This is a genomic window from Flavobacterium sp. B183, assembly GCF_023539155.1.
In the GTDB taxonomy this organism is placed as follows: Bacteria; Bacteroidota; Bacteroidia; order Flavobacteriales; family Flavobacteriaceae; genus Flavobacterium; species Flavobacterium tructae.
On the sequence record NZ_CP097434.1, the window covers coordinates 4,577,515 to 4,590,961 of the forward strand.

The following is a 13,447-nucleotide window of genomic DNA, read 5'->3' on the forward strand; positions in this document are numbered from 1 at the left end:
TATTCCCGCAAATGAAGATTTATTATTATTTAAAAACGAAATAATCGGTTAGGTTTAAAGTTCCTTCTACACCCGAAAAATTACCATTTGCATCTAATTTTTCTTCCAGTACAATTAATTTTGATTTATTAACAGACATGGTCATAATAACCGTTACTTTTTGTCCCGGGACATACGATTCTGTCGTACCGTGTTTTACCAATTCCATTAAAATGGTTGGAGGCGAGCTGAATGGAAATTCAATAAAAGAACTAAACTTTTCTTTATTTATATTTTCTACGGTTCCTAAAACCTGTCCGTTGATTTTGCGTATAATCCCGTCAAGATTACCTGTGTAACTATTTTTAGAATACGCGTTTTGATTGGGAAAAATAAATTTATAACCACTGTTAGCCGTTTTACTTAAAACACCCGGCTTTATACGCGAAACATTATCAATCCAGAAATTATCTTTTGCAAAAAAGGAAATGGTATCCTTAACCTTTTGTGCATTAAACTGATAGGTATGTAATACTGTCTTAGTGGTTTTGTTTAATATAGAAATAGTCTTTCCCTGACCGCCGAAATATACAAAGTCATACTCTTTTTCTATTTTTTTGACGAAGGCCGTTTTTTTGTCTTTACTAATTTCAATAATTTTATCGTTAACCCTTACCTGTAGTGAATCATTTAAAGCACTGTAACCGCTAATGGTTACTCTTCCCGGCTGATTGGTTTCATTGCTGTAAAAAGGCAGTTTTTCATCCGTAGAACAAGATGTTACAAGAGTAATTAAAATTAAAAAAACGAATAACTTTGGCAATAAATTCATCATGTTTGTTTTTTTGTTTGCATAATTTGATTTGAAAATCAGATTACTTTTTAATAAATTTTATTTTTTTGGAAGCTCCATTATTGTTTGCAGAAAGGAAATAAATGCCCTGCATTAAATCACTAACAGATAAACCTTCAGGCTTATAAGAAGAATCTTTTATTAAAACGCCGCTCGTATTGTAAATTTTTAAAACTGTTTCTTCATTTTTATACTCTTCTGCTATTTCTAACTCCAGATTATCCTGAACAGGATTTTGTTTTAAATAACATAAGGATGATTTTAATGTATGATCAGCTGTTCCTAATAAAGCTTCTGCCATTACTGAAATTTTATCTATTTCGTAACCAATAAAAGGGCCTGAAAGATTATTTCCTAATGCCAGATATACTTCGGCTTTGCCGGCAAACTGCGAAATATCTACCGTATAATTTTTAAATTCTGCATCTTCAACAGTATTTCTTTCCAGGGTAATAGTATGCAAAAGTTTAAAAGAAGCGGGATCTGCAGAGGTAGAACCATAGATAGCAATATTCTGATTACTGTCGTAAATACTTGGCTGCGCTTTTATGGTCAAACTAATTTTTCCGGAGTAAAAAGAAATATTCAAAGCCGGACTGATGGCCAGATTGTTTTCTAATCCTTCAAGCGGTCCGCCTGTTTTAAAATCAATATTGTAGGTTCCCAAAACATCAATAGTTCCGTCAATTACACTTCCGGTACTCGCATCCAACTGAATGTTTTTTCTGGCCATCCAGTTACTTCCATTTCCATCTCTGTCCAGTAAATTCCAGTCTGAAACATTAGAATCATCAAAATCATCTTCCCAGATTGTATATTGAGCAGATGATATCGTTGTAATCATTATAAAAGCAAAAAAAAGTAGTGTTTTTTTCATGTTTTTTATTTTAAATATGGGCAGATTTCTCTGCCCATACAGTATTTAATTAGTAAGCTGTTTTTTTCTAATTAGAAATTAGAAAACTTTGTCCAGGTATTAGTCCAGTTAGATTCTGTTTTAAAGGCTCCTGTTGTTCCTGTAAAATTAAGAGCACCATTATTAAAGAAAGGCTGGTTTAAGCTCCATTTTGTAGCCGGGTCAACAGTAGAAGTAGTTGTACCAAGACCTGTTAAAGTTGTTCCTACCGGAAGAGCAACATTATCAAATCCGTGGATTGAAACTCTTAAATAAGAAGATCCTGATGGAACTGAAGGTGAATCCCATCTAATTCCTGTGTTGTACCCCGTTACAGTTACATCTGTAAGGCTGATGTTACCAGCTCTGCGTACGTGAATGGCATTTTCATACAAATCAGCAACTGTAGAAGAGCTTACACCAATAATAGACAATTGAGAAATAACCGGACGTGTGATAATGGTAGTAAGTGTTCCGGTAGCGTTGTTGTCTAATTCAATACCATTAGAATCAGGATTTCCTCCGCTTAAACTATGAGTTGAATTACTGTCGGCAAGTGCGATAGCTTTTGTGATGCTTCCTGTGTAACCAAAATCGAAATCGAAGTTGTCATCATCTGCAGCAAAAGAAACTAAATGAGTAGCGTTTACTTTACCTCCAAAAAATTCAAATGAATCATCTTTACCATAAGATACCTGAATGTGGTTAACAGTAGTTCCGCTTCCAACACCAGCCAATGTTAAACCGTTAATTTCAACATCTGTATCTAAAATACGTCCTGCAAATTCAATACGTACATAGCTTAAGATTCCCGCATTGTGGTTGTTGTTTGAACCTCCATAATAAAATTCAGTGAAATTAGACTGATCGTCTAATCCTTCAACAATGTTAGTTACAGAACCTGTATTAACCTCTGCATCTCCTAAAATAACAACTCCTCCAAAATCTCCCGGAAGAGCTGAAGTATTAGCATTGTCATCTAATAAGTTATAACTTGTAAAAACAATTGGAGATTCTGCAGTTCCCTGTGCATCAATTTGTCCCGTTTTAGTAATTACCAAAACTCCTGTAGCAACTCCAGGTGCCAAAGGTTTTGCTTTAATAAAAGTTCCTGCCTGAATAGTCAATTTTGCGCCATTTTTTACTGTAATAACACCATCGATTTCCCAAACTCTGTCGTTTGTCCATGTTGTATTAGAGGTAATAGCACCGCTTACTGTTTGTACTGTAGGTGGATGAGCATAATCAGCACCTGAAGCTTTCATTGAAAAAGAAGAATCTGCAGTAGAATCATCATTTTGGCAAGAGCCCAAAAGTAGAGCTACCATTGCAAATAGAAAAAAATTTTTCATAATAATTTAATTATTGCTATATTTGCTGCTAATCAAACTAGGCCTTTGGAGAGAGCAGCAAAATATCTTTCCTTAGGTCTTTCTCGTTTTTGGCAAAGATCTTTTTGATAAACTTTTTCCGCTTTACCATCGGAGGTTTATACCTAAACTCCATCTTTCATTCTTAGGATTTCCAACGCAATGAAAGGATTGCTTTCCATTCTTCCTGATCTTTTGATGCAATCACTGCAGGTCTTTTTATAACGTTGTAAGTATTTAAAAGACCATACAGGGACTGCAAAAAAAAAAACAATAGACCTTGATTAATACTAGTGAAGAATTAAAAAATTAATCTTACTACAACTATATTAGACTTCATAAGAACAAAATATCACCACTATTTTTATTGTTAACGGTTTCTTAATATCGAGGATCTTTCTGACTTAAACCGCTCTTTTTCTCAGACAAATAAAAGTCTCTCTCCTAATTTATTTTGTCTGAAGTAATCCTTTACTCCTTCCGATATAGCTTCTTAAATGAATTGTATATTTAAAATGAATAACTCAATGAAACACTTATCGTTCTGCCGCTTTTAGCTTTAAACAATACTTTGTCAATATCTTCGTCGTATTTATTTGTGGCGTTTGCCCCTAAGCTGTATCGGTCTCGTGGATTTGACCCTACCGGCACATTTTCAATATGTGAATAACTGTTTGAATTATCGTAGGTTTTAATTGCTGCATCAAACAAGTTTTTCATACTGCATTTGAATTCGAGATTTTTTTCTTTAAAAAACTTATAACTAATCTGCGCATCTGTAATAGAATAAGGCATTCTGATTTCTTCAGACTGATAATCAAATCCTACTAATATGTACTGATCTCCTATAGCATTATGTCTCACACTAAATCCTAAACGATCTCCCACGTAGTCTAATCCTAAATTATAAGTATAGGGTGACTGTCCGTAAAGCGGTCTGTTTGCTTCATACAGTCCTCCTGTTCCATCAATGGCGACATAAGAGGTTACTTTAGTTCTGTTAATAGAAGCATTCCCGGAGATAAAAATATCTTTAAGGGCTTCTCCTTCCCCTAAAAAAGAAAGACTTTTATACAGCTCTACTTCGACTCCCCAAAGTTTAGCATTGGCTGAATTAAGGTTATAAATGTTTCTGATTCTTGATGGATTTAAACTTCCCACTGATTCCATAGGATCGTCTATATTTTTATGGTATACACCAAAAGATAAAATTTCACCCCCCGATGGAAACCATTCTAACTTCAAATCATAATTGTTGGAAACACTGGAAATCATTCCGCCTGAATAATTATAAATTTTGGCAGACTGAATAGGATCATAATAAGGAATACTCAAACGTTCTGCAAATTGAGGACGCAAAACTGATTTATTATATCCCAACCTGATATTCAGTTTATTGGTAGGACTTACAACCAAACTTGCCGATGGCAGAAACTGCCACAACTTATCGTCTTTTTGATCTTTTCCAAAATCTCCGGCAGCTTCAGACTGGCTTTCAATTTCGGTATACAAATAGCTTTCTGCTCTTACTCCCCACACTAATCTTACATAACGTCCAATTTTATCATCGAGCATTAAAAAGGGCGAATGTACTTTTACATCACCTACGTATCTGTTACCGTATACTCCATAATCCTGCCATCCAAAACCTCCATAATGATATCTTGAACCGTCTAAAAATTTGGAAAGAGGTTCGTAAATTTCCGCTTTATCTGCACCTGTACCAATTACCACAACCTTTGCCGATTCCTGCTGGTTGGTAGCTTTTTTATAGGTCCCAAAATATCCCGCTTTTATATCATTGGTGTACGTATCGCTAAAGTCAAAAGAGTACTTAAAATTTATAGCGAAATTATAATCTGTTTCATCATTTGTAAAGTTACTTCTGCTGAAAGGAAATCTTGTTTCTGAGTTGTATACATAGTGATAAAGTAAAGTGTCATCACCCACTTTTTTTCTGTAGGTATCCAAAAAAGTAGCGTCTTTAGTATCTTTTGAAACGGTATTGTAAGCTCCGAACCAATTGACATCCAACTTACCAAACTTATGACTCCCTTCTATTTTACTTTGCAGCAAGGTCTGATAAACAGGATAATCTGTTTCTGAAGTAGAAGGAAGTATCGATCCATTCATAATTTCAGATATAGCATCACTGTCACTCCATCCTGTTACCTGAGTAAGCTGATTGTTGTAAATGTGCATCACTGTATTACGTGCCGTTATTTTATGATTACCAAACTGAATTCCCGCATTAAACATTCCCGCCAAAGTTGAATTAAACGTATAGTTGGCTCCTGAATTTCTGAATCCGTATTTGGTAAATGTTGAATACAATGCTTTATCCGTCTCCGGAACAAAAAGTGAATTATCGGCATTACTTGCTCTTTGTGTATGCTCAATATCCAGTTTATCCTGAGTATTTTTAAAAAATAACGATCCTACAAAACCCCACTTGTTATTATCTTTTAATTTATACGCTCTTCCCATCGCGTATTGAAGTGTTGTTCCCGGTGCAGCATAAGTTTTATAAGTCGTAAAATTGTCTGCTGTAAACCTCTTAGACTGTTCTATAAAAAGCCCGGAATCAGCTTCGTTTGTTGGTATTGGTAAGGCTGTCAAATTCGTTGGATAATCTCTTCTCCCATCATCAAAACCTAAATAATCATAAGCACCTTCCTGCTTCGTAAGCCTTTCTTTAAAAGTACTTCTGCTGTTGTATGAAGTACTAATCGAGAAACTATTAAAGTTTTCTTTAGGAATATCTTTTGTTTTAATTTCTACATAACCTCCCGCAAAATTGGCATACATGTCCGGAGTTGCTGATTTACTGACTACAATACTTTCCACCATTGAGGTTGGAATAATATCAAAAGAAAAGTTTTGCTGATAGGCATCGGTGCTGGGAAGTGTAATTCCGTCCATAACGGCCTGATTCCATCTTTCTCCCATAGAACGAACTACAACATATTTATTATCGATGGTTGTTACACCTGTGATACGTTTTAGTGAACTTGCTACATCTCTGTCCGGTGTTCTCGCAATTTGTTCTGCAGAAATACCATCAGAGAACTGTGCTGCTTTTTTTTGCTGTAACAGTAATCCCTGAATTGAAGCTGTTGCCTGTTTGTAATTTTGCACAATTACAACTTCTTTGAGTGACTGAGCGGCTTCTTTTAAGGAAACAACCAAAGGTGTTTCTCCTCCTTCCGTTATTTTTACACCTGTAATTTTCTGTGTTTGAAAAGAGATAGCGCTGATTTCAATCGTATATTCTCCAGGTTCTAATTCTAAAATATAATTACCATCGATATCAGACTGTACTCCGTAATTTAATTCCACTACTTTAATGTTAACTCCCGGAAGTGAAAGTCCATTGGTGTCTACAACTTTACCTGTAATTTTTCCTTTCTTTTTTTTTTTGTCCGCATCCTTACTATTTACGGCTATATTATTTTCGTTTCTTCTAAAATTTAAGTTGGTCATTTTTTGTAAATCACTTAAAATTTCATCGATGGAAACGTTGTCTTTTTTTAGTGTTATAAGAGGCAGACTAAGATCTAAATCCTTTTGATAAATAAATTGGTAAGGTGTGCGTGATTTTAAATTCTCGATAATTTTTTGAGGCGAAGAATTTTTAAAATCAACTGATACAGTTCCGGTTTGCGAATAAATCGTATTTGTTCCGAGAAAAACTCCAAAAAATAAAATCCATAAGACAAAAGAAAACTGCCTGGAAAAATCATTGTTCATAATTGATAATTATTAGTTTATTAGAATTTGTTTTTGAATATGATGTACGTGTTAAATCTTTTAAGTTTGGGCATAAAAATCCCCGGCTGCTTATAAACCTTATTTTTCAAAAGTTATAGGCTGCAAAAAATCGCATTAAAATGGTGTATTCTTTTTTACCTGCTGATCAAATAGGTATTATTACCGGTAGGTCTGATTTTTATTTCTAAAGCAAATGCAACAGTCTGCAGCATTTCGTAAATCCCCTGCCTGCTGTCGAGTGTACCCTGAATGGTGAGGTTTTTTAAATCCTCTTCTAAATAATTTACCTTAAAATCATTTTCTTCTTTTAATTTATTTAAAACCTGCTCCAGAGTCAATCCGTCAACATACAGTAATGCTTTTTTCCATTCAGGTTCCAGCATGTCTGTCTTTTCTTTTTTTACGGTAGATGATACCACAGTATAGACCGCTTTATCTCCTCTTAGCAACAATACCGTATTTGTTTCACCTTCAACTTTTACTTTTCCGGTTCTGACATTTACCTCAGGCTGTTTTTCGTTGTAGGCTTTAATGTTGAATGAAGTTCCTAAAACGGTTGTTTTTATAACTCCTGAAGTAATTACAAATGGTCTTGAAGTATCCCGTTTTACCTCAAAAAAAGCTTCTCCTTTTAAGCTCACATTTCTTTCGTTATCTGAAAAGCGTACCGGGTATTCAATTTGAGAGTTTTGATTCAGCCATACCCTTGTTCCGTCAGGCAAACTTATAAGTCGGATATCATTTTTAAATGTACTTGTTGAAGTAATTTCAATATCTGTTTTTTTATGTAAATCGAAAAAGTGATAGCTTCCAATTGAAATTACAAATACAGCACAGGCCACAGCCATCCAGTTATACAGTCTTTTATATTTATCAATCGTAACCCTGCGTATATTGTTCCACATTCTTGCCTCAATATTGTCAGGAAGTATACCACGGTTGGGGATCACATTCCATTCTTCTTTCATTCTTTTGGATTTCATTCGAGTTAACATTTAATATTTGAAATTTACGTACAGCTATCAATTCAACTACATTAGATTCTCACTTCGGCAAATATCACGGTGCAATATTACTATTAACGTTTTCTTAATCTGAATAAAGATTTAACAACAAGAGTTTAGAACAAAATCAATCCGCAAATACCTTAAAAATGCCTACATAACCCATTGGGTGCAATTTTTTTTAAACCCATAGAAGCATCGATTTAACGCTCTCATAAAAGGCGTTTCTCTTATTGTAAACACACAAAGACTACTATATAGGAAACATGTTTCTTTTTGTACCCTTTTATGAGCATTAAGCCAATGTCTCTGTGTGCTAAGTAATTTTTTTATCAATTACACCCAACGAGTTTTATCTTCTGAATGTATCTACAATACTAATTCTGTCTGATATACAAAGAATAAAGCAAACCAATAGAGTTCATGATTATGTACAGAGTTTTTCTTAAGAAATTGTAAGGTTTTAGAAATTTGATTGGCAACAGCCCCCGGAGACATCTCCATTTCTTCGGCTATCTCCTTGTAACTGCGGTCTTCAAACTTGTGCAGGCTGAATATTTTTCTTCTTTTAGCAGGGATTTTATCCAATAGGTATTCAATTCTTTCCATCTGTAAACTCACTTCTTCTTCAGACTGTGTTTTACTATCCAATTCCAGAATCAGTGCATTATCTTCAACCGAAAAGATTCGGTTTTGCTTTTTATACCATCTGGAAATTTCCTGTTTAGAACTCTTAAACAGAACAGCTTCAAGACTTACCTGAGGATCTAATTTGGTACGATATTTCCAAAGATGAATAAAAACATTCTGTGTTACATCTTCTGAATCTGCTAATTGTGAGGTGTATTTTTTAACAAAACAAAATACTTTAAAATGGTATAAATCATATATTTCTTTAAAGCATGAATCATCACCAGCACGTAACCTTATAATTAAATTAGAACTCATAATAAAAATTTCAACTGTTAAAGAAGACCCTTACAAATGTATGATAAACCTCAATTGTTAATTTTTGAATTCTGTCATTTAATAATTTGTTAATATTGTGACATTCACAACATGACGTCGCTGCTTTAGGTTAGTTATAAATCTGCATTTAATTATTTCGAAATGAAATACTGATGAAAATATAAAACCGGAATTCTTTGCTTTTATTTAAATTATTAGGCGCTGGAGGGTAATTCAATAAATAGTTTCTACTGGATTATGGACCTGGAAGTGTAATGTTGGTCCTGCTTTGTCTGCAATTGAAGAAAGTTTTGCAGTCTATGTAATTTTAGTCGTCATTACGCCGCAAAGAGTAACTTTGCGGCGTAATGATAGACTTTATCTGTTATCCTTTATAATGAAATTTATCTCACAACAGATTTAGTTTTCTTTGGAAAATCAAAAAAGGTACTGGTCAGTATGGGCACAAAAAATATGGCAACGGTAAGGGCCGAGATCCCAATATCTGCGGCATGGCTGCCTAAGAATTTACTGAATGCTGTTTCAGGATAAAAATGTTCGTATAAAGATAAGGCCAGCTTGATCCCTAAGATGGCAATTACTACAAAAGCTGCGGTTTCTAAAAACTTATATTTTTCTAAAAGATTCACAAACCTCTGTGCTATAAAACGCATCGCCAGTATCCCTATAAATACTCCAATACATACCAATATGATATTGGGTGTAAAGGCTACCGCTGCAAATACATTATCTATTGAAAAAGCCATATCCATAAGCTCCACAAGGCAAACTGTAGCCCAAAAATGACCTATCGTATTCACTGTAAGACGATACAACCAGTTCCCCTCCTTATTTACTTTTTCATCTTCACTGCCTTCTTTCTGCTTGTCTTTGTACCAGGAATATACGAGATAGAGCAAATAAAGTCCGCCGATAGGTTTAAGCCACCAAATAGCAATAAGTGCCGAAGCAAATACCATCGCAATACCTCTAAAAATATAAGCGCCCCAAATACCGTATTTAAGCGCACGCTCACGCTGGTTTTCCGGTAAATCCATTACCATCGTAGCCAGTACGGCTGCATTGTCTACAGAGAGCAGACTCTCAATGAGAATAAGGTTTCCAATAATTGCCAGTGATGTACCCGGATGCGCAATAATATCTTGCCAAAGGCTATTAAAAGTAGTAATCAAATCAGTCATATTTATTATTTTAAAGTATGGTGCCTTAATGGCTTATTTATTTTGTTATGGAAAGGTCAATTTCTGGATTGGGTTCAAAGTCATTTTCATATTTAGAGAGGAGTATAACGGCCGCTCCATTGCCTATAAAATTAGTTATAGTACGAGCTTCGTTCATAAACTTATCAATACTAAAAAGTAACGCCAAGCCTTCTAAAGGAAATTTATTAAGTGTTGTAAAAGTTATGGTTAGTGCTACAAAACCGGATCCCGGTATTCCCGATGCTACTTTTGAGGTCACCATGATAACCAACCCTATAGTGATGATATCGCGAAACGTAAGCGGAATGTTAAACAACTGAGCAACAAACAACGTACATATAGGCAAAAATATAGATGCTCCCGCAAGGTTAAAAGAATAACCCAGTGGTATTGAAAGCCCTACGACAGCTTTACCACACCCCGCCTGTTCCAGCTTTGCAACAATCAAAGGAAACACTGTTCTGGATGATGATGTACTAAAAACAATAAGCAGTTCTTCTTTAATATAGTTCAGAAATTTCCAAAGGCTGATGTTGTAATAACGCAGCAAAAGCCCCAATACTATAAATACAAAAGATGCCATTGTGATGTAAGTCGTAGCCAGCAGTTTTCCCAAAGGCAAAAGACTATGTATACCAAATCGCGATACTGCATAAGCCATTCCGCCAAAAGCCGCAACCGGTATTAGTAAAAACAGATACAGGAGTACGCTATACAAAAAGGTCATAATTTTTTGCAAGATCCCTACATACTTTGCTCTGCCTGGCGAAAGACTAAGCAAAACACCTGTTACAACGGCCAACAGAAGCAATACCAGGGGACGATTAAGCACTATAAAATTAAACCAACCGCTATCAAGTGATTCGGTAGCTGTAAAATGTTTGGGCAGAGTTACGTCTATGAGTCTTTTTTCGATCTTACCGGGCTCTATAAACAACGCTGCCATTATCCCCATGATCATGGCAATAGTCGTTATTATTTCAAAATAAACGAATGCCTTAAGCCCTACACGACCCACTTTTTTAAGATTGCCAATACTGCTTACCCCTATAATAATCGTTAAAAATATGATGGGCTGTATAAGGGGTTCAATAAGATATAAAAATCCACTGCCTAAAAAATCCAATTGAATACCCTTTTCAGGATAATAGTGTCCTACAGCAATTCCCAACAGCAATGCTATAGTAACATAAGCTGCTAAATTTTTCAAATACTTTTGTGGTATTCTGCTGCTTTCCGGATATTGTGGTGTGGTATTCATCTTTTTAAACCTTACTCATTAAGTTGCTATACAAAGGTAGTTTTAAAAAGTTATTAACCCGATAAGCAATGCTGCAATGAGCATGGCAAGTGACGAACCCAAAGCCCATTTTATAGTAAATTTTACGTGATCAGAAAACTCAACTCCGGCCAATCCTACTAAAAGATAAGTAGAAGGTACCAGCGGGCTTAACAAATGAACTCCCTGACCTATGAGCGATGCCGCTCCTATTTCTAATTTTGTAGCCCCCAAATGTAATCCTGTTTCGGTAATCAGTGGGAGTATACCAAAATAGTAAGCATCGTTACTCAAAAAGAAGGTCAACGGTGCACTGCTTACCGCTGTTAGCACAGGAAAAGCATTTCCCCAAGTATCCGGTACCACCGATATCATCGAAGCTGCCATAGCATCCATCATTCCCGTACCGGAAAGTATACCGGTAAAAATACCTGCTGCAAATATCATCGATGCTACAGAAAGGGCATTGCCTGCATGTAATTTTAGTACTTTTTGCTGTTCATCGACTTTTGGATAATTGATGATCAGTGCAATACAAAATGCAATCATAAAGGAAACAGCCAGCGGCAATACATCAAACATCATTGAAGCCAACAGCAGTATGGTCAGCAGCAGATTAAACCATATCAGACCAGGTCTTTTGAGCTCGCGCTCTATTACAGTTTCTTCCTCGTTTATAAGATGCTTGTTCATATCTCCTTCACGGGCAATCCTTCTTTTTTCGCGGAGACCAAGCCAGAATGCTGCAAATATTACCCATAGTACACCACCTGCCATGACTGGTATCATAGGCATAAATAGTTCTGATGCATCCATTTTAAGGGTAGTCATCGCACGTGCTGTAGGCCCGCCCCAAGGCAGTATGTTCATTACCCCGCCGCCAAGCATGATAATGCACGAGAGTACAAGCGGATTCATACCCAGTTTTTTATATAGCGGTAACATTGCGGCTACAACGATCATATAGGTAGTCGCACCATCGCCATCAAGCGAAACCAATACCGTTAGGAAAGCTGTTCCTAAAGCTATTTTAACCGGGTCACCTTTTACAAACTTTAATATCAGATTTACCAACGGATCAAATAATCCTGCATCAATCATGATACTGAAAAACAGTATACCAAAAATGAGCATGATGCCGGTGGGAGCAATATTTTTTACACCTTCCATGATTATAGAACCAAGATCGGCTGTAAAGCCACCAAAAATGGCAAAAAGCATAGGGATAAGTATGAGCGCTGTTAACGGAAACAAACGTTTGGTCATGATCAGGTACATAAATACAATGATCATTGAGAATCCTAAAATTGTAAGCATGACGGTATATTTTAAGTTTAATTATTTTCTGTTTTTGACGACCAGTCAAATGAGTTTCTATAGCCCGCCAACACATAATTACTGGTATCGTCCGGACTAACCTGATTGACAAATGAAAGTTCTATGGCTGATTGTTTACCCACATTAATCCCTAATCCGGCAGTGATCCTGTTGCTGTCAAATTGTTCCGTCTTTACTACATTCATCCTGATTTCATTTTTCAGAATACCGTATAATAAATTCTTCCCTCCTTCTTTACCCAATGGAATTTTTAACGACAGGAGATAACGCAATCTCACCACAAAATCATCCGGGTTGGTTAAGAAACGTTCTTCAACACGATAACGGTGTAATAAGGTAGTACGGCCAATTTTATTTTTGATTGTTAACTGTTGAAACGGCCTGTTTTCATAACGCAGCTTTTTATCGGTGTCGCTTGTATAGGGCTGAAGTACCAAAAACATATACCCCACAGCCGGATAAAGATCATGATCTAACTTTCTTTCCAGGTAGGTAGAAACTAAAAAAAGACGTGAATCCATTACTAAATCGTATGCCCGATATTGAGAAAGTGCCGTAAAGCTGTACTTTTCGCTTAATTTTGCGGACATTGTATATTGCAGCCACATGTTAAAATTATCTTGTTGCGCTACTGCTTTCGTAGAAAAAATCATTAAAAAAAACAGGATTGATATATATTTTCTATACATTTTGATAAATCGTTAATTTATTTGTCTGAGGTAAAAGTATACGATTGATTTTTTCAAAAAAGTAATTTTCAACGAACGACTCATTTAATAAACAAACA

The 13,447-nt window shown here is 35.6% G+C and carries 10 protein-coding genes; all 10 read right to left on the reverse strand.

Annotated elements, in window-relative coordinates; all coding sequences use genetic code 11:
* Window positions 1-25: 25 nt before the first annotated feature.
* The gene (locus M4I44_RS18905; protein WP_249965746.1) at window positions 26-814 is read right to left on the reverse strand and encodes a hypothetical protein; all 789 of its coding nucleotides are present in this window, start codon (window positions 812-814) and stop codon (window positions 26-28) included.
* A gap of 40 nt (window positions 815-854) precedes the next feature.
* A complete protein-coding gene (locus tag M4I44_RS18910) occupies window positions 855-1,709 on the reverse strand; it encodes a T9SS type A sorting domain-containing protein (protein ID WP_249965747.1) in 855 nt (284 codons plus the stop codon).
* Window positions 1,710-1,780: 71 nt separating this feature from the next.
* Window positions 1,781-3,079 (reverse strand): hypothetical protein, encoded by a 1,299-nt coding sequence (locus tag M4I44_RS18915; RefSeq protein WP_249965748.1) that lies wholly within the window; start codon window positions 3,077-3,079, stop codon window positions 1,781-1,783.
* A 528-nt stretch (window positions 3,080-3,607) separates the two neighbouring features.
* Entirely contained in the window at window positions 3,608-6,847 is a 3,240-nt protein-coding gene (locus M4I44_RS18920) for a TonB-dependent receptor (protein ID WP_165769237.1), read from the reverse strand.
* 155 nt (window positions 6,848-7,002) lie between these two features.
* Window positions 7,003-7,851 (reverse strand): FecR family protein, encoded by an 849-nt coding sequence (locus tag M4I44_RS18925; protein WP_249965749.1) that lies wholly within the window; start codon window positions 7,849-7,851, stop codon window positions 7,003-7,005.
* 390 nt (window positions 7,852-8,241) lie between these two features.
* Window positions 8,242-8,820 (reverse strand): RNA polymerase sigma factor, encoded by a 579-nt coding sequence (locus tag M4I44_RS18930; protein WP_017496307.1) that lies wholly within the window; start codon window positions 8,818-8,820, stop codon window positions 8,242-8,244.
* A gap of 404 nt (window positions 8,821-9,224) precedes the next feature.
* Window positions 9,225-10,022: a TerC family protein gene (locus M4I44_RS18935; RefSeq protein WP_249965750.1), complete on the reverse strand. Its 798-nt coding sequence runs from the start codon at window positions 10,020-10,022 to the stop codon at window positions 9,225-9,227.
* A gap of 37 nt (window positions 10,023-10,059) precedes the next feature.
* On the reverse strand, window positions 10,060-11,304 hold the full coding sequence (locus M4I44_RS18940) for a cation:dicarboxylate symporter family transporter (RefSeq protein ID WP_017496309.1): 1,245 nt from the start codon (window positions 11,302-11,304) through the stop codon (window positions 10,060-10,062).
* Window positions 11,305-11,346: 42 nt separating this feature from the next.
* Window positions 11,347-12,639 carry a CitMHS family transporter gene (locus M4I44_RS18945; protein WP_249965751.1) on the reverse strand — a complete coding sequence of 431 codons (1,293 nt, stop codon included), beginning with the start codon at window positions 12,637-12,639 and terminating at the stop codon, window positions 11,347-11,349.
* 17 nt (window positions 12,640-12,656) lie between these two features.
* Window positions 12,657-13,313 (reverse strand): DUF2490 domain-containing protein, encoded by a 657-nt coding sequence (locus M4I44_RS18950; RefSeq protein WP_017496311.1) that lies wholly within the window; start codon window positions 13,311-13,313, stop codon window positions 12,657-12,659.
* Window positions 13,314-13,447 lie beyond the last annotated feature (134 nt).